This is a genomic window from Streptomyces sp. NBRC 110028 (genome assembly GCF_001417735.1).
Lineage (GTDB): Bacteria > Actinomycetota > Actinomycetes > Streptomycetales > Streptomycetaceae > Streptomyces.
The window spans coordinates 153,572-171,145 of record NZ_BBUZ01000028.1 but is presented as its reverse complement, the minus strand read 5'-3'; the positions used below and the strand labels follow the sequence as shown (position 1 = coordinate 171,145).

General features: G+C 70.8%; 15 protein-coding genes. 9 read left to right on the top strand and 6 right to left on the bottom strand.

The genetic code is table 11. The features are described 5' to 3' along the window. Nucleotides 1-100 precede the first annotated feature (100 nt). The 5 genes from ASC60_RS19920 to iolC form a co-directional block, all read right to left on the bottom strand. Entirely contained in the window at nucleotides 101-1,597 is a 1,497-nt protein-coding gene (locus ASC60_RS19920; RefSeq protein ID WP_055552749.1) for a CoA-acylating methylmalonate-semialdehyde dehydrogenase, read from the bottom strand. Nucleotides 1,598-1,625: 28 nt separating this feature from the next. Then, the gene (gene iolD / locus ASC60_RS19915) at nucleotides 1,626-3,503 is read right to left on the bottom strand and encodes a 3D-(3,5/4)-trihydroxycyclohexane-1,2-dione acylhydrolase (decyclizing) (protein WP_055552747.1); all 1,878 of its coding nucleotides are present in this window, start codon (nucleotides 3,501-3,503) and stop codon (nucleotides 1,626-1,628) included. Then, nucleotides 3,500-4,441: a 5-deoxy-glucuronate isomerase gene (iolB, locus tag ASC60_RS19910; RefSeq protein ID WP_055552745.1), complete on the bottom strand. Its 942-nt coding sequence runs from the start codon at nucleotides 4,439-4,441 to the stop codon at nucleotides 3,500-3,502. The genes iolD and iolB overlap by 4 nt, the downstream gene beginning before the upstream one ends. 64 nt (nucleotides 4,442-4,505) lie before the next feature. Next, nucleotides 4,506-5,384, bottom strand: a complete 879-nt coding sequence (locus tag ASC60_RS19905) for a hypothetical protein (protein WP_055552744.1) — start codon at nucleotides 5,382-5,384, stop codon at nucleotides 4,506-4,508. A gap of 81 nt (nucleotides 5,385-5,465) precedes the next feature. Further along, nucleotides 5,466-6,410, bottom strand: a complete 945-nt coding sequence (gene iolC, locus ASC60_RS19900; protein ID WP_055552742.1) for a 5-dehydro-2-deoxygluconokinase — start codon at nucleotides 6,408-6,410, stop codon at nucleotides 5,466-5,468. A 289-nt stretch (nucleotides 6,411-6,699) separates the two neighbouring features. Between iolC and ASC60_RS19895 the strand changes: the two genes are divergently transcribed. The 8 genes from ASC60_RS19895 (at nucleotide 6,700) to ASC60_RS19860 (ending at nucleotide 14,268) form a co-directional block, all read left to right on the top strand. After that, the gene (locus tag ASC60_RS19895) at nucleotides 6,700-7,710 is read left to right on the top strand and encodes a sugar ABC transporter substrate-binding protein (RefSeq protein WP_107097126.1); all 1,011 of its coding nucleotides are present in this window, start codon (nucleotides 6,700-6,702) and stop codon (nucleotides 7,708-7,710) included. An 8-nt stretch (nucleotides 7,711-7,718) separates the two neighbouring features. Then, a complete protein-coding gene (locus ASC60_RS19890; RefSeq protein ID WP_055553114.1) occupies nucleotides 7,719-8,789 on the top strand; it encodes an ABC transporter permease in 1,071 nt (356 codons plus the stop codon). Nucleotides 8,790-8,794: 5 nt separating this feature from the next. Continuing rightward, nucleotides 8,795-9,667: an ATP-binding cassette domain-containing protein gene (locus ASC60_RS19885; protein WP_055552740.1), complete on the top strand. Its 873-nt coding sequence runs from the start codon at nucleotides 8,795-8,797 to the stop codon at nucleotides 9,665-9,667. A gap of 185 nt (nucleotides 9,668-9,852) precedes the next feature. Continuing rightward, nucleotides 9,853-10,773 carry a sugar phosphate isomerase/epimerase gene (locus ASC60_RS19880; protein ID WP_055552738.1) on the top strand — a complete coding sequence of 307 codons (921 nt, stop codon included), beginning with the start codon at nucleotides 9,853-9,855 and terminating at the stop codon, nucleotides 10,771-10,773. A gap of 93 nt (nucleotides 10,774-10,866) precedes the next feature. Next, nucleotides 10,867-11,886: a Gfo/Idh/MocA family protein gene (locus ASC60_RS19875; RefSeq protein ID WP_055552736.1), complete on the top strand. Its 1,020-nt coding sequence runs from the start codon at nucleotides 10,867-10,869 to the stop codon at nucleotides 11,884-11,886. 104 nt (nucleotides 11,887-11,990) lie between these two features. Beyond that, nucleotides 11,991-12,848 (top strand): sugar phosphate isomerase/epimerase, encoded by an 858-nt coding sequence (locus ASC60_RS19870; protein ID WP_055552734.1) that lies wholly within the window; start codon nucleotides 11,991-11,993, stop codon nucleotides 12,846-12,848. 34 nt (nucleotides 12,849-12,882) lie between these two features. Then, nucleotides 12,883-13,905 (top strand): Gfo/Idh/MocA family oxidoreductase, encoded by a 1,023-nt coding sequence (locus ASC60_RS19865; RefSeq protein ID WP_055552732.1) that lies wholly within the window; start codon nucleotides 12,883-12,885, stop codon nucleotides 13,903-13,905. Between the two features lie 150 nt (nucleotides 13,906-14,055). Next, on the top strand, nucleotides 14,056-14,268 hold the full coding sequence (locus ASC60_RS19860; RefSeq protein ID WP_055552730.1) for an AlpA family transcriptional regulator: 213 nt from the start codon (nucleotides 14,056-14,058) through the stop codon (nucleotides 14,266-14,268). A 34-nt stretch (nucleotides 14,269-14,302) separates the two neighbouring features. Here ASC60_RS19860 and ASC60_RS19855 read toward each other — a convergent pair whose 3' ends face one another. Continuing rightward, a complete protein-coding gene (locus tag ASC60_RS19855; protein ID WP_055552729.1) occupies nucleotides 14,303-16,717 on the bottom strand; it encodes an MMPL family transporter in 2,415 nt (804 codons plus the stop codon). Nucleotides 16,718-16,885: 168 nt separating this feature from the next. Here ASC60_RS19855 and ASC60_RS19850 point away from each other — a divergent pair, with 168 nt between their 5' ends. Then, nucleotides 16,886-17,536, top strand: coding sequence for a TetR/AcrR family transcriptional regulator (locus tag ASC60_RS19850; protein WP_055552727.1), 651 nt, complete (start codon nucleotides 16,886-16,888; stop codon nucleotides 17,534-17,536). The last annotated feature ends 38 nt before the right edge of the window (nucleotides 17,537-17,574 follow it).

Sequence of the window (17,574 nt, the reverse complement as noted above, 5' to 3'; positions counted from 1 at the left end):
ACTCAACAAGACCTACAGGAGGGGCGGATGGTTGCACGGTGAGGCGAAGGAACCTCGCCGGTCGATGACCGGCGAGGGTTCCCGACGCGCGCTACCCGGGTCAGTGGTTCTTGGGGAACCCCAGGTTGATGCCGACCTCTTCCGACGGCTCCGGCCAGCGGGTGGTGACGACCTTGCCGCGGGTGTAGAACCGCACGCCGTCGTTGCCGTAGATGTGCTGGTCGCCGAAGAGCGAGTCCTTCCAGCCGCCGAAGGAGTGGTAGCCCACCGGCACCGGGATCGGTACGTTGACGCCGACCATGCCCGCCTCCACCTCCAGCTGGAAGCGGCGGGCGGCGCCGCCGTCGCGGGTGAAGATCGCGGTGCCGTTGCCCCACTTCGAGGAGTTGATCAGCTCGATGGCCTCGTCGTAGGTCTCGGCGCGGACCACGCACAGCACCGGGCCGAAGATCTCGTCGCGGTAGGCGTCGGCGGTGGTGGGGACCTTGTCCAGCAGCGAGACGCCGATGAAGAAGCCCTTCTCGTGGCCCTCGACCGTGTAGCCGGTGCCGTCCACGACCACCTCGGCGCCCTGGGCGGCGGCCCCGTGCACGTAGGAGGCGACCTTGTCCCGGTGCTCCTTGGTGATCAGCGGGCCCATCTCGGAGGACGGGTCGTTGCCGGGGCCGATGCGGAGCTTGGCGGCACGGTCGGCGATCTTCTTCACCAGGTCGTCGCCGATGTCGCCGACGGCGACGACGACGGAGACCGCCATGCAGCGCTCACCGGCCGACCCGTAGGCCGCGTTGATCGCGTTGTCCGCGGCGAAGTCCAGGTCGGCGTCGGGCAGCACCAGCATGTGGTTCTTGGCGCCGCCGAGCGCCTGCACCCGCTTGCCGTGCTCGACGGCCCTGGACTGGATGTACTTGGCGATCGGGGTGGAGCCGACGAAGCTCACCACGGCGACGTCCGGGTGCTCCAGCAGCCGGTCCACGGCCACCTTGTCGCCGTTGACGACGTTGAGCACACCGTCCGGCAGCCCCGCCTCGGCCGCCAGCTCGACCAGCCGGTGAGAGGCCGACGGGTCCTTCTCGCTGGGCTTGAGGACGAAGGTGTTGCCGCAGGCGATGGCCACCGGGAACATCCACATCGGCACCATGGCCGGGAAGTTGAACGGTGTGATGCCCGCGACGACACCCAGCGGCTGACGGATCGAGGAGACGTCGACCCCGGTGGAGACCCCGGTGGACAGCTCGCCCTTGAGCTTCTCCGCGATGCCGCAGGCCAGCTCGACGATCTCCAGACCGCGGGCCACCTCGCCGAGCGCGTCCGAGTGCACCTTGCCGTGCTCGGCGGTGATCAGCTCGGCGATCTCGTCGCGGTGGGCGTCCAGCAGCTCGCGGTACTTGTAGAGGATCGCGGTGCGCTTGGACAGCGAAACGGTGCCCCAGGACCGGAACGCCTCCTTCGCGGCGGCGACGGCCGCGTCGACCTCCTCGACCGAGGCGAGGGCGACCCGGGTGTCCTGGGCGCCGGTGGCCGGGTTGAACACCGGACCGTGATTGCCGGACGTGCCCTCGACGGACTTCCCGCCGATCCAGTGGTTGACGGTCTTCATGGGTGCGAAGCCTTTCTCTCGAAAAACGTCAGAGGTGGCGGCGGCGGCCGGCGGCGTGCCGGTCGTACTCCTCGCGGGCCTTCACGGCGGCCGGGCGGGTCGCGGTCTCGGCTACGGGCACATCCCACCACGCCTGTGCGTCGGGGGCGCCCGACACTGTGTCGCCCGTTTCCGTCTCCACATAGACACATGTGGGACGGTCCGAGGCGCGGGCCGCGGCAAGCGCCTCCCGCAGCTCGGCCACGGTCCGGGCGCGCAGCACGTCCATGCCGAGCGAGGCGGCGTTGGCGGCCAGGTCGACGGGGAGCGGATCGCCGGTGTACGTGCCGTCGGCGGAGCGGAAGCGGTAGGCGGTGCCGAACCGCTCGGCGCCGGTCGTCTCCGACAGGCCGCCGATCGAGGCGTAGCCGTGGTTCTGGAGGAGGACGACGTTGATGTTGATGCCCTCCTGGACCGCGGTGACGATCTCGGTCGGCATCATCAGGTACGTACCGTCCCCGACCAGCGCCCACACCGGGCGGTCGGGGGCCGCGAGCCGTACGCCGATGGCGCCCGGGATCTCGTAGCCCATGCAGGAGTAGCCGTACTCCAGGTGGTATTGGCGGGGCGAGCGGGCCCGCCACAGCTTGTGCAGGTCGCCGGGGAGCGAGCCCGCCGCGTTGATCACCACGTCGTCGTCGCCGACCACCGTGTCCAGCGCGCCCAGCACCTGGGGCTGGGAGGGGCGCACGGAGTCGTCCTCGGCGGCGTACGCGGCGTCCACCCGGCGCTCCCACCGCGCCTTGCCGGTCCGGTACTCGGCCTCGTACGTCGTATCGACCCGGTGACCGGCCAGCTCGGCGGTCAGCGCCTCGAGACCGGCGCGGGCGTCGGCGACCAGCGTGGTGGCGCTCAGCTTGTGGGCGTCGAAGCCGGTGATGTTGAGGTTGAGGAACCGGACGTCCGGATGGGCGAAGAGGGTCGCGGAGGCGGTGGTGAAGTCGCTGTAGCGGGTGCCGACCCCGATGATCAGGTCCGCGGTGCGGGCCAGGTCGTCGGCGACGGCGGTGCCGGTGTGCCCGATGCCGCCGATGTCGGCGGGGTGGTCGTAGCGCAGCGACCCCTTGCCCGCCTGGGTGGAGGCGACCGGGATGCCGGTGGCGTCGGCGAACGCCCGCAGGGCGCCCTCGGCCTCGCTGTGGTGGACGCCGCCGCCCGCGACGACCAGCGGCCGCCGGGCCGCGCGGATCGCCCGCGCGGCGGCCTCGGTCTCGGCCGCCTCCGGGACGGGGCGGCGCACCCGCCACACCCGGTCGGCGAAGAACTCCTCCGGCCAGTCGAACGCCTCCGCCTGCACGTCCTGCGGCATGGCCAGGGTGACCGCGCCGGTCTCGGCCGGGTCTGAGAGGACCCGCATCGCGGCCAGCGCGGCCGGGATCAGCGCCTCGGGACGGACGACGCGGTCGAAGTAGCGGGAGACCGGGCGCAGCGCGTCGTTGACGGACACATCGCCCGCGTACGGCACCTCCAGCTGCTGGAGCACGGGGTCGGCGGGCCGGGTGGTGAAGATGTCGCCGGGCAGCAGCAGCACCGGCAGCCGGTTGACGGTGGCCAGCGCGGCACCGGTGACCAGGTTGGTGGCGCCGGGGCCGATGGAGGTGGTGACGGCCTGGGCGGCGAGCCGGTTGGACTGCCGGGCGAAGCCGACCGCGGCGTGCACCATGGACTGCTCGTTGCGGCCCTGGAGGTAGGGCATGGTGTCCTGCCCGGCCTCCAGCAGCGCCTGGCCGAGCCCGGCCACATTGCCGTGGCCGAAGATGCCCCAGGTGGCGTTGATCAGACGGTGCCGCTGACCGTCCCGCTCGGTGTACTGGTGCGCCAGGAACTCCACCAGGGCTTGGGCGACGGTGAGGCGGCGGGTGGTCATCGGGCGTCTCCTGCGGGAGTTTCAGGGGCTTCGTACAGCGGAAGGCGGGGGTCGACGGGCTGGTCGGGCCAGGTGGAGCGGATCCAGCCGTGGTCGGGGTGGTCGCAGATCAGCCAGGCGCGCTCCTCGCCGGGGCCCGCCATGACGTTGAGGTAGTACATGGCGTGGCCGGGCGCGGCGATGGACGGGCCGTGCCAGCCGTCCGGGATGAGGACCGCGTCGCCGGAGCGGACCTCGGCCAGCACATCGGTGCCACGGCCGTGGCCGGAAGGTGAGACCCGCTGGTAGCCGACGCCCTCGTTGCCGTGGGCCTCGGCGATCTCGAAGTAGTAGATCTCCTCCAGCTCGCTCTCCTCGCCGGGGCGGCACTCGTCGTGCTTGTGCGGCGGGTAGGAGGACCAGTTGCCGCCGGGGGTGAGCACCTCGACGGCGATGAGCTTGTCGCACGCGAAACTGCCACCTGGTCTTCCGCCTCCGGCGGGGGCCGCGGCTGCGAAGTTGTTGACCTGGCGCGAGCAGTTGCCGGTGCCGCGCAGCTCGACGGGGACGGCGGAGGCGGGCCCGTAGCGGGCGGGCAGCCTGCGCTCGCACCGGGCGCCGGTCAGCGCGAAGCGGCCCCCGGCGCCGCTGGCGATCGTGGCGTGCGCGTCGCGCGGGACGTACGCGAAGTCGCTCACCCCGCTGAACACGTTCTCGCGGCCGTGCAGTTCGAAGGTCTCGCCCTCGGTGATCACCGTGCAGCCGCCGCTGAGCGGCAGCACGATCCACTCGCTGTCGCCGGTGACCAGCTGGTGCGAGCCGCCGGGCGGCAGGTCGAGCACGCGCAGGCTGGAGTAGCCCCAGCCGGCCCGCTGGGGGTCGATGGCCAGGACGTACGGACCGTCGGCCGCCTTACCGGCCTGCACATGGAAGCCGAGGGACGATTCGTTGGTGGTCATGGCGTCAGTGTTTCCTCCGGTTCCGGGGCCGATTTCACAGCGGGCCGACTTCACAGCACGTACGTCACAGCAGGCCGACGGCGGTGTCCACGGCGGTCTCCACGCCGCCCTCCGCCGGGTAGAGCAGCGAGCGGCCGACGACCAGGCCCTGGACGGTGGGCAGACGCAGCGCCTTGCGCCACTTCTCGTACGCCCCCTCCTGATCCTTCCCCACCTCGCCGCCGAGCAGCACCGCCGGCAGCGTGCTCGTCTCCATGACGGCGGCCATCTCGTCCGGGTCCTCGGTGACCGGCACCTTCAGCCATGTGTACGCGGAGGTCCCGGCGAGCCCGGAGGCGATCGCGATGGACTTGGTGACGGCCTCGGCGCTCAGATCGTTGGAGACCCTGCCGTCTATCCGGCGGGAGATGAACGGCTCGACGAACACCGGCAGCCGCCGCTCGGCCATCTCGTCGATGGCGCGGGCCGTGGTGAGCATGGTGTTGAGCGACCCGGCGTCGTCGTAGTCGACACGGAGCAGCAGCTTCCCGGCGTCGAAGCCGAGCCGGGCGATGTCCTGCGGGCGGTGGCCGGTGAAGCGGTCGTCCAGCTCGAACGAGGCGCCGGCCAGCCCGCCGCGGTTCATCGAGCCCATGACGACCTTGCCGTCGAGGGCCCCGAGCAGCAGCAGGTCCTCCAGGATGTCGGCGGTGGCCAGCACCCCGTCGACGCCCGGGCGGGACAGCGCCACGCACAGCCGCTCCAGCAGATCGGCCCGGTTGGCCATGGCCAGCTTGTGCCCGCCGACGGCGAGGGCGCCGCGCGCCGGGTGGTCGGCGGCCACGATCATCAGTCGGCCGCTGTCGCCGATGAGCGGGCGGCGGACCCGGCGGGCGGCAGCCTCGGCGATGGCCTCGGGATGCCGGCTCCGTACCGTCACGAGGTCGGAGATGCTGATGCTCAAGGAAAGCTCCTTCTTTTTAAGGCTCGGTTCGCCTCCAGGGCACCCGAGCGCCGGAGGCAGCCCACGGGCGAACCGCACCACTCAGTGGCTGAGCAGGGCCTCGACCTCGGCCTGGGTGGGCATCGCGGAGGAGCAGGCGAGGCGGGACGCGACGATCGCGCCCGCGGCGTTGGCGTACCGCATGATCCGCTCCGGGTCCCAGCCGGCCAGCAGCCCGTGGCACAGGGCGCCGCCGAACGCGTCGCCCGCGCCGAGTCCGTTGACGACGTCGACCGGGACGGGCGGGACCTCGGTGGCGGTGCCGTCGCGGTGCACGGCGAGGACCCCCTTGGGGCCCTGTTTGACGACGGCCAGCTCCACGCCCGCGTCGAGCAGGGCCTGGGCGCATGCCTTCGGTTCCCGTACACCGGTGGCGATCTCGCACTCGTCCACGTTGCCGACGGCGACGGTGGCGTGGCGCAGGGCCTCGGCGTAGAAGGGGCGTGCCGTCTCGGGGTCCTTCCAGAACATGGGCCGCCAGTCGAGGTCGAAGACGGTGGTGCCGCTCTTGGCGCGGTGGGCGAGGGCGGTGAGGGTGCTGCCTCGGCTGGGCTCCTCGCTGAGGCCGGTGCCGGTCATCCAGAAGATCCGGGCGGCGCGGATCGCGTCGAGGTCCAGCTCGTCGGGGTGGATCGCCAGGTCGGGGGCCTTGGGGCGGCGGTAGAAGTAGAGCGGGAAGTCGTCGGGCGGGAAGATCTCGCAGAAGGTGATCGGGGTCGGGTAGTCCTCGACCGGTGTGACGAAGCGGTCGTCCACGCCGAACCCCTGGAGTTCCTGGTGGATGTACTCCCCGAACGGGTCCGCGCCGGTACGGCTGATCACCGCGGAGCGGTGGCCGAAGCGGGCGGCGGCCACCGCGACGTTGGTCGCCGAGCCGCCCAGGAACTTTCCGAATGACTCGACCTGCGGCAGCGGCACTCCGGTCTGCAGCGGGTAGAGGTCCACTCCGATGCGGCCCATCGTGATCAGGTCGTACGGCTCACTCATGCGTACCCCTTCGGGAAATTCGGGAAAGACGCAGCTCAGGGTTGGGGTGGCGAACACCGGTCCCCACCCGGCCCCTTCAGGTCTAGACGTGCTCACGGCCCGCTGTCAAGGATTTGTCATTACATTCGGACGTCTTCACGAGAGCCGACGCGGGGCGCGTTATCGCCTCGTTACGTCCAGATGAAATGTTGTCATGACAAACCCTTGACAGGCGGCGGCCACGAGGAGTTGGCTCCCCCACATCAACGGCTCTGTCAACACGGACCTGGCTTGAGAGGTGCTGGAGCAGATGGACCTCAGATTCGACCGACGCCACAGAGTGCGACTCGCCACCATCGCCGCCGTAACGGTTCTCCTCGCAACGGGCTGCAGCAGCCAAGGGGGGAAGAAGGCCCAGGACGCCGGGGACGACATCTCCGCCGGCAAGGCCAACACCCCCCGGATGAAGATCGCGATGATCACCCACGCCGCCCCCGGTGACACCTTCTGGGACACGGTCCGCAAGGGCGCCAAGGCGGCCGCGGCCAAGGACAACGTCGATCTGGTCTACTCCAGCAACCCCAACGGCGGCGACCAGGCCAACCTCATCCGGAACGCGATCAACCAGAAGGTCGACGGCATCGCCGTCACCCTCGCCAAGCCCGCCGCGATGAAGGGCGCGATCGCCAAGGCCGAGAAGGCCGGGATCCCCGTCGTCGGCTTCAACTCCGGTCTGGAGGACTGGAAGTCCCAGGGACTGCTCGAATACTTCGGCCAGGACGAGAACCTCGCCGGACAGGCCTTCGGCAAGCGCCTCAACCAGCTGGGCGCCAAGCACAACATCTGCGTCATCCAGGAGCAGGGCCATGTCGCCCTGGAGGCCCGCTGCGCGGGCGTGAAGAAGACCTTCAAGGGCAAGACGGAAACCCTCTACGTCAACGGCACCGACATGCCGTCGGTCAAGTCCACGATCTCCGCCAAGCTCAAGCAGGATCCGAGCATCGACTACGTCGTCACGCTCGGCGCGCCGTTCGCACTGACCGCCGTGCAGTCCGCCAAGGAGGCGGGCGGCAAGGCCAAGGTCGCCACCTTCGACCTCAACAAGGACCTCATCGCCGCCGTCAAGAGCGGGGACGTGCAGCTCGCGGTGGACCAGCAGCCCTATCTCCAGGGCTATCTGGCCGTCGACTCCCTGTGGCTCTACAAGAACAACGGCAACTTCAGCGGTGGTGGCGAGGCACCCGTGCTGACCGGGCCCGCGTTCGTCACCAAGGACAACGTGGAGAAGATCGCCGAGTTCGCCGCGAAGGGCACGCGGTGATCCGGCCACTGACCCAAGCCGCCCCGCCCACCGCCGCCATGCCACCGGCCGCCCCGGCGGCGAGCCCCAAGAGCCGCACCACCGAACGCTCGCTGGCCCGCCGGGCCCTCGCCCGGCCGGAGATCGGCGCCCTGGTCGCCGCCGTCGGCGTCTACGTCTTCTTCTTCGCCGTCGCCCCGACCTTCCGCCAGGCGGACTCGTTCGCCACCGTGCTCTACCAGGGCTCGACCCTGGGCATCATGGCGCTCGCCGTCTCCCTGCTGATGATCGGCGGCGAGTTCGACCTGTCGGCCGGTGTCGCCGTCACCTCCTCGGCGCTGACCGCGAGCCTGCTCAGCTTCCAGCTCACCGCCAACGTCTGGGTGGGCGTCGGGGTCGCCCTGGCCCTTTCGCTCTCGGTGGGCCTGATCAACGGTCTGCTGCTGATCAAGACCGGGCTGCCCAGCTTCCTGGTCTCGCTCGCCAGCTTCCTGATGCTCCAGGGCCTGAACCTGGCCATCACCAAGCTGCTGACCGACAACGTCGCCACCAACACCATCAACGACATGGACGGCTTCGACTCGGCCAGGGCGGTCTTCGCCTCCGACGTCCCGGTCCTCGGCGTCGATGTGAACATCACCGTGTTCTACTGGCTGGGCTTCGCCGCCCTCGCCACCTGGGTCCTGCTGCGCACCAAGTTCGGCAACTGGATCTTCGCGGCCGGCGGCTCCAAGGAGAGCGCCCGGGCGGTCGGCGTACCGGTGAACCTCACCAAGATCGCCCTCTTCATGACGGTGGGCTTCGCGGCCTGGTTCGTCGGCATGCACCTGCTCTTCGAGTACAACACCGTGCAGGCCGGTGAGGGCGTCGGCAACGAGTTCTACTACATCATCGCCGCGGTGATCGGCGGCTGCCTGCTGACCGGCGGCTACGGCTCCGCGATCGGCGCGCTCCTCGGCGCGTTCATCTTCGGCATGGTCAACCAGGGCATCGTCTACGCGAACTGGAACCCGGACTGGTTCAAGTTCTTCGTCGGCGTGATGCTGCTGCTCGCGACGCTGGTGAATCTGTGGGTGCGCCGTCAGGCCGCCAGGAGGTGATGGGAATGTCCGCCAATGACCTCACGAAGGCCACCCCCGCCGCCGAGGACGGGACGGAGCCGGTCGTCCAGCTCAAGGGCGTCGGCAAGCTCTACGGCAACATCCGGGCCCTGGAGGGCATCGACCTCGACGTCCGGCCGGGCCGGGTGACCTGCGTACTCGGCGACAACGGCGCCGGGAAGTCCACCCTCATCAAGATCATCTCCGGACTGCACCAGCACGACGAGGGCGAGTACATCGTCGACGGCGAGCCGGTGCGGCTGCACAACCCGCGCGAGGCCCTGGACCTCGGCATCGCCACCGTCTACCAGGACCTGGCCACGGTGCCGCTGATGCCGGTGTGGCGGAACTTCTTCCTCGGCTCCGAGCTGACCCGCGGCCCCTGGCCCATCCGCCGGCTCGACATCGAGCGCATGAAGGAGACCACCCACGCGGAGCTGTCCGCCATGGGCATCCACCTGGACAACCTCGAACAGCCCATCGGCACCCTCTCCGGAGGCCAGCGGCAGTCCGTGGCCATCGCGCGGGCGGTGTACTTCGGCGCCAGGGTGCTGATCCTGGACGAGCCCACCGCGGCGCTGGGCGTCAAGCAGTCCGGCGTCGTCCTGAAGTACATCGCGGCGGCCCGCGAGCGGGGCCTGGGCGTCATCTTCATCACCCACAACCCGCACCACGCGTACATGGTCGGCGACCACTTCTCGGTGCTGAGACTCGGCGCCCTGGAGCTGAACGCCACCCGGGAGGAGGTCAGCCTGGAGGAACTGACCAACCACATGGCCGGCGGCACGGAGCTGGCCGCCCTCAAACACGAGCTCGCACAGGTGCGCGGGGTCGATGTGGAGGAGCTTCCCGAGGTCGTCGAGACCCCCTCACCCTGACCATCCACCGGACATTCCTCCTGACATTACGTCCGAATGTCCTGACGAACTCTTGACGGCCACCGACCCGGCCAGCAAAGCTGCCCAAACCAGCATGAAACGCGGGCCGGGACACCACCCGGAGCAAGCGACCCGCACTGCCCCCTTCCCCGGTCTCCAGGGCCGGCGAGAGGAGACCCTCTTCCATGACTGCCGCCGCCTCCCCCGTCCCCGCCCTGGACCGCATCCGGGTCGGCTCGGCCCCCGACTCATGGGGGGTGTGGTTCCCCGACGACGCGCAGCAGGTCCCCTGGCAGCGCTTCCTCGACGAGGTCGCGGAGGCCGGCTACGAGTGGATCGAGCTGGGCCCGTACGGCTATCTGCCGACCGACCCCGCCCGGCTCACCGAGGAGATCACCCGCCGGAACCTCACCGTCTCGGCGGGCACGATCTTCACCTCCCTGCATCGCGGCCCCGAGGTCTGGGACGCCACCTGGGAGCACGTCTCCCAGGTGGCGGAGCTGACCCGGGCCATGAACGCGAAGCACCTCGTGGTCATCCCCTCCTTCTGGCGCGACGACAAGACCGCCGAGATCATCGAACCGCCCGAGCTGACCGCCGAGCAGTGGCGCCACCTGTCCACCGGCATGGAGCGCCTGGGCCGTGAGGTGCGCGAGCGCTTCGGGCTCGACATCGTCGTCCACCCGCACGCCGACACCCACATCGACGGCGAGGAGAACGTGGCCCGCTTCCTCGACGCCACCGACTCCGACCTGGTCAACCTCTGCCTGGACACCGGCCACTACGCCTACTGCGGCGGGGACAGCGTCAAGCTCATCGAGACCTACGGCGAGCGCATCGGCTACCTCCACCTCAAGCAGGTCGACCCGGAGATCCTGGCCGACGTGGTCAAGAACGGCGTGCCGTTCGGCCCGGCCGTCAAGCGCGGCGTGATGTGCGAACCGCCCAAGGGGGTCCCGGAGCTGGAACCGGTCCTGGCGGCCGCCCAGAAGCTGGACGTGGACCTGTTCGCCATCGTCGAGCAGGACATGTACCCCTGCCCGCCCGACCAGCCCTTCCCGATCGCCGAGCGCACCCGCCGCTTCCTGCGCTCCTGCGGCGCCTGACCTCCCGCCCCTCGATCGCCTTCGATCCCCTTTCGATCCCCTTTCGATCCCCTTTCGATCCTCCGGACGAGCAGAAAGAGAAGAGAGACACCTATGAGCCAGCAGGGCACCCTCGGGATCGCCGTCATCGGGACCGGCAAGATGGGCGCCGACCACGTCCGCCGCATCAACGACGTGATCAGCGGCGCCCGGGTGGCGGCCGTGGTCGACATCGACGAGGCGCGCGCCAAGGCCGTCGCCGACCTGTCCGAGGGCTGCCATGCGTTCACCGACCCGGCCGCCGCCATGGCCGCACCGGGCGTGGACGCGGTACTGATCGCCTCGCCCGGCCCCGCCCACGAGGCCGCGCTGCTCAGCGCGTTCGAGCACGATCTGCCGGTGCTGTGCGAGAAGCCGCTGACCCCGGACCCGGAGTCCGCGCTGCGGGTGCTGGAGGCCGAGCAGCGGCTCGGCCACCGCCGGGTCCAGGTCGGCTTCATGCGCCGCTACGACACCGAGTTCATGAAGCTCAAGTCGCTGCTCGCCTCCGGTGAACTGGGCCGCCCGCTGCTGATGCACTGCCGCCACCGCAACGCCTCGGTGCACTCGTACTTCACCACGGAGATGCTGATCAACGACTCCGTGGTGCACGAGATGGACCAGTCGCGCTGGCTGCTGGAGCAGGAGATCACCAACGTCACCGTGCTCAAGCCGACCTCCAACTCGCACGCCCCCGAGGGGCTTGCCGACCCCCAGCTGGTGATCTTCGAGACCACCGGCGGCGCGATCGTCAACGTCGAGATCTTCGCGAGCTGCGGCTTCGGCTACCAGGTCCAGGCCGAGGCGGTCTGCGAGCGCGGCACCGCCCGCGTCGGCGACGCCCACGGCATGCTCGTCAACCGCCCCGGCACCTGGGGCGGCGAGATCGCCCCCGACTTCGTGGCCCGCTTCGAGGAGGCGTACGACCGCGAGGTGCAGGCCTGGGTCAACGCCACCAAGCGCGGCGAGGTCGAGGGCCCGAGCGCCTGGGACGGCTACGCCGCGGCCGCCGTGTGCGAGGCGGGGGTGCGGGCGCAGAGCACCGGTGAGCGCACGCCCGTCGACATGGTCGTGCGCCCCGCCTTCTACGCCTGACGGTTACGGGCGGGCCGGCCGCCGCCACGGCCGGCCCGCCCTCCCCTTTCCGTACGCCCGCGCGTTCTCCCTGTTCGAACTGTTCGAGAGGTTTCTGCTCGCTCATGAAGATCGCACTCGACCCGCACATGCTGCGCAAGGGGCCCCTGCTCGAACTCCCGGCCCTCGTCGCCGAGCTGGGCTTCGAGTACATCGAGTTGTCGCCCCGGGACGACTTCATCCCCTTCTTCAAGCACCCGCGGGTGGACGACGGCACGGTGCGCCAGTTCCGCAAGGCGCTGGACGCCGCCGGGGTGAAGATCTCCTCCGTACTGCCGCTGTTCCGCTGGTCCGGACCCGACGAGGACGAGCGCCAGGCCGCCGTCCGCTACTGGAAGCGGGCCATCCGGATCACCGCCGATCTGGGCGTGGACAGCATGATCTCGGAGTTCAACGGCCGCCCCGAGGACCCCAGCCGCAGCGAGGGCCAGTTCTGGCGGTCGATCGAGGAGCTGCTGCCGGTCTTCGAGCGCGAGTCCATCAAGCTGACGCTGGAACCGCACCCCGATGACTTCATCGAGGAGGGGTACGAGGCGATCAACATGATCCGGGGCATCAACCACCCCCTGGTCTCCTACCTCTATTGCGCCCCGCACACCTTCCACCACGGCAATGACGCCCCCGGCCTGATCAAGCACGCGGGCGATCTGCTCACCCATGTGCATCTGGCCGACACCTTCGATCACACCGCCTCCTCGGGACTGCGCTACATCATCAACCCGCCCGGTTCGACGGCCCGTATCCACCAGCACCTGGACATCGGGCAGGGCGAGGTCGACTTCGACGCGCTCTTCGGCGCGCTGCGCGCCAACGACTTCGACGGCACGCTGACCTCCTGCGTCTTCGCCTGGGAGGACCGGGCCCGCGAATCGTCCCTCTTCATGCGAAAGAAGATCGACGAGTACCTCTCCACCTGGAAGTAGCACCGGACGTCACGACAGACGGGAACACGCCTCCATGCGCATCGGATTCCTCGGCGCGGGCCGCATCGGCGCCTTCCACGCCGCCGCTCTGGCCAGTACGGACGGGGTCGACGACCTGCTGATCGGTGACGCCGACGCCGGGCGGGCCGCCGACGCCGCGATGCGCGTCGGCGCCCGGGCCGCCGCGTCGGTGGACGCGGTCTTCGAAGGCGGCATCGACGCCCTGGTGATCGCCACCCCGACCGTCACCCACGCCGAGCTGATCACCCGGGCGGCGCGCGCCGGCCTGCCCACGTACTGCGAGAAGCCCATCGCCCTGGACCTCGCGGGCACGGTCCGCGCACTGGGCGAGGTCGAACGGGCGGGGACCATGCTCCAGATGGGGTTCCAGCGCCGGTTCGACGCCGGATATCTGGCGGCGCGGGAGGCACTGCGGGACGGGCGGCTCGGCCGGGTGCACACCCTGCGGGCGATCACCTCCGACGCCGCGCCCCCGCCGCCGGAGTTCCTGCCCCACTCGGGCGGGCTGATCCGGGACTGTCTGGTGCACGACTTCGACGCCGTGCGCTGGCTGACGGGCCGCGAGGTGGTGGAGGTGTTCGCCTCCGGTTCGGACGGTGGCGCGGCCTTCTTCCGCGAGGCGGGCGACGTCGACACGGCGGCGGCGCTGCTCACCCTGGACGACGGCACACTGGTCACCGCGACCGCCACCCGCTACAACGGGGCCGGCTACGACGTACGGATGGAACTGTCCGGGGACCGCGACCAGTTCGTGGTCGGCCTGGACGACCGTACGCCCTTCACCTCGGCCGAACCGGGCGGTCCCCCCGGGCCCGCCCGGCCCTGGGCCAACTTCCTGGAGCGGTTCGAAGCCGCCTACCGGGCGGAGCTGGCGGCCTTCGTCGCGGCGGCCCGGGGCGAGGCGCCCAACCCGTGCTCCGGCCGGCAGGCGCTCTCCGCGCTGCTGGTGGCCGAGGCGTGCGAGCTGTCCCGGCTGGAGCACCGCCCGGTGCGGCTCGCCGAGATCACCAGACGGATGTCCGAGCTGGAGCACTGACCCCCGGGCCGGCCCCCGGGCCCGCGCGTCACCCGGCGGTCACAGCCGTCACATCTCCGCGCGGCTTACGTCACAGGTGCTCAACAGCCCCTAGCCGCCCGTCACCCGGCGTCGTTCACCGGACACAGGCCGAGTGAAAGGGCGCGAGTGATGACCGATCGAAGGCTGTGGTCCTACAAGGAGATCGCCGCACATATCGGTGTGCGGACCGACACCGTACGGTCCTATCGCAAGCACGGTCACATGCCGCCCCCCGACCTGGTGGAGGGCGGCAAGCCGTATTGGTACGCGGACACCGTCCGGGCCTGGGTGGCCCGCAGACCCGGCAACCGCCGCGCCCGCCGCGAGGGCAAGGACCAGTGAGTGCCGTGCGGATCGCGCCGGGCGCAGCGGTGGGTCAGCGGGCGCTCGCCCGGTCCCGGCGGCGGCCCTTCTCCTGCCCGGAGCCCGCGTCCCCGTCCGCCTTCCCGCCGGGGTCTTCGGAGGTGCCGCCCGGAGAGCCACCGCCGCCCGGAGAGCCACCGGAGGGAGCGCCGGACGAGGGCGCGGACTCCCCTTCGCTCAGCCCGAACCGGGTGTGCAGCCGCCGCAGCGGGCCCGGGGCCCACCAAGTGGCCCGGCCAGTCAGCTTCATCACCGCCGGTACCAGCAGACTGCGCACCACCATCGCGTCCATCAGCACGGCCAGGGCGATACCGAGGCCGAGCATCTTGGTGTTGGTGACCCGGGAGGTGCCGATGGCCACCATGACCACGGCCAGGATCAGCGCCGCCGCGGTGATCAGCCCGCCGGTGCGCCGCAGCCCGAACTCCACCGCCGCCTCATGGTCCCCCGTGCGCTCGTACTCCTCCTTGATCCGGGAGAGCAGGAAGACGCCGTAGTCCATGGAGAGCCCGAAGGCGACGCAGAACATCAGCACCGGCAGGGTGGTCTCTATGTCGCCGGAGCTGGTGAACGACAGCGGCCCGGACAAATGCCCCTCCTGGAAGACCCACACCATGGCACCGAACATCGCGGTGAGGCTGAGCGCGTTGAGCAGCACGGCCTGGAGCGGGATCAGCACGCTTCCGGTGAGCAGGAAGACCAGCAGCAGGGTGACGGCGATGATGATCGCGCCTGCCCAGGGGGCGCGGTCGCCCAGGGACTCCTTGGTGTCCACCACGACGGCGGCGGTGCCGGTCACCGAGGTGCGGAACGGGGGATTCTGGGCCCGGATGTCCCGCACCAGGTCCTGGGTGGCGGGCTCCACGCCCTCGCCCTTGGGCTGCACGCTGAGATACGCCGCGCCGCCCGCCGCGCGCGCCGCCTCGGCCGGGCCGGGCTTGCCCACCTGGCGGCCGTCCGCGAAGTGCCCGGCCGGGCTGTCCACCCGCAGCACTCCGGGGAGGGCGGAGACCTTGGCGCTGTAGTCGGCGAGCGCGGCGGCACCGGGCTCGCCCTCGGCGAGGATCTCCACCCCGCCGCCGGGTCCGCCCGCGAAGCCGTCCCGGATGTGCTGCTGGACCACGTGGGACTCGGCGCCGGAGGGCAGCTGGCGGTCGTCCGCGGCGCCGAACTCCACCCGCAGGAACGGCAGCCCCAGTGCCACCAGCCCGGCGACGGTGGCCAGCGCGAAGACCGGGGCGCGCCGCATGACCAGCCGGGCCAACCGCCCCCAGCCCGCGCCCGGTTCGGCCCGGTCGGCGGCGGTCCCGGTGGCGGTCCCGGTGTCCGTCCCGGCGGCCGCTCGACCGGCGGGGCGGCCGCGGCGCAGCAGCCGGGTGAGGTCCCACTTGTTGACCCGGGCGCCGAGCAGGGCGAGCGCGGCGGGCAGCACGACCAGGGCGGCGGCCGCGGCGATGAGGACCACGGCGATGCCCGCGTAGGCGAAGGAGCGCAGGAAGTACTGCGGGAAGACCATCATCGCGGCGAGCGAGACGGCGACGGTCAGCGCCGAGAAGAGCACGGTCCGCCCGGCGGTGCGCAGGGTGGCGGCGACGGCCGGAAGCGTCTCCCCGCCCGCCGACAGCTCTTCGCGGAAGCGCCGCACGATGAACAGGGCGTAGTCGATGGCGAGCCCGAGGCCGAGCGCGGTGGTCAGGTTCTGCGCGAAGACCGAGACATCGGTGAACTCGGTGAGCACGCGCAGCACGGCGTCGGTGCCCAGGATGGCGATGACGCCGATGCCGAGCGGCAGCAGGGCGGCCACCGCGCTGCCGAAGACCATGACGAGCAGCACCAGGGTGACGGGCAGGGCCATCATCTCGGCGCGCAGCAGGTCTTCCTGAATGGTGGTCTGCATCTCCTGCTTGACCGCGACCGGTCCGCCGACGGAGACCTCGACCGGTCCGTGCTGTCCGCGGTAGTCGGGGGCGATGCGCTCCAGCGCCTTGCCCGCGGCCGTCTCGTCGCCGGTGATGCGCGCGGCGATGATCGCCTCACCGCGGTCCTTGCTGCGCAGGGCGGACGCGCCGGTGTCCCAGTAGGAGGTGACGCCGGTGACCGCCTTCTCGCCCGCGAGCTTCTTGGCGAGCGCCCGGGCCTCGGCGGCGACCGCCGGGTCGTCCACCTTCTTGCCGCCGCTGTCGACGAGCAGGATGAGGTTGGGCTGGGAGGCGGGGAAGCGCTTCTCCAGCGCCTTGGTGGCGTACGAGGACTGGGCCGCCGGGTCCTCCCAGCCGCCGCCGGACAGCCGGTCGGCGACTCCGCTCCCGGCCACGACGGCGAGCGCCGTGAAGAGCAGGGCGACCAGCAGGGACAGCCGCGGCCTGGCGGTGACCAGGCGGGTCCATCCTCCGATCCGCTCGCCGGGCGGCCGATTGACATCGGTCATGACGCGGTGTCCCCTTCACCTGTGCCCATGCGGCCGGCCCCGCTCGGGCAGGCAGGCAGCATGGGTCGCCGATTGCCACGGAGCGGCAAATACGAGCGACCGCTCGCATTTCTCAAGAATGCGAGCGGCCACTCGTGTTTGTCAATCGCACATGGGAAGCTGTGGATTGTGACCGAGAGCCAGGTAGACCGACCCGCGAACCCTCGCCGCAGGCAGGCGCGCGGTGAGCGCCGGATCCAGCAGCTGCTGGAGGCCGCCGCCAGCGTCTTCTGCCGCATCGGCTACACCTCCGCGAGCACCAACGCGATCGCCCGCGAGGCCGGGGTCTCCCCCGGCACGCTGTACCAGTTCTTCCCGAACAAGGAGGCCATCGCCGTCGAGCTGGGCGACCGCCTCACCCGGCAGATGCGGGACGCCCACGGCGTGGCCTTCACCGACGAGAACGCCGCCCTGCCGCTCGGCGAGATGCTGGACGTGGTCCTCGACCCGCTGATCGAGTTCAACCGCGCCAATCCCGTCCTCCTCACCCTGATCCGCTCCTCCGACACCCCGGGCGCGGTCACCGAGGAGCACGCCGCGCTCCACGCCGCGCTGCAGGCCCGGGTCGAGGAGCTGATCGGCACCTACGCCCCCGAGCTGCCCGCGGAGCGCCGCACGCGCGTCGCGAACATGGCGTTCGCGTTGTTCAAGGCCGGGCTGGAGCTGATCCTCTCCCACGAGGGCGAGGAGCAGGCGGCGTACATCACCGAGATGAAGGCCTGCCTTTACGGGTACCTGGCCCCCGCCATCGGCACCGAGGCGGCATCCGCCCGGCACTGACCCCCCTGTCGAGAGCGGTCGCACCCCCGACTTCCGGG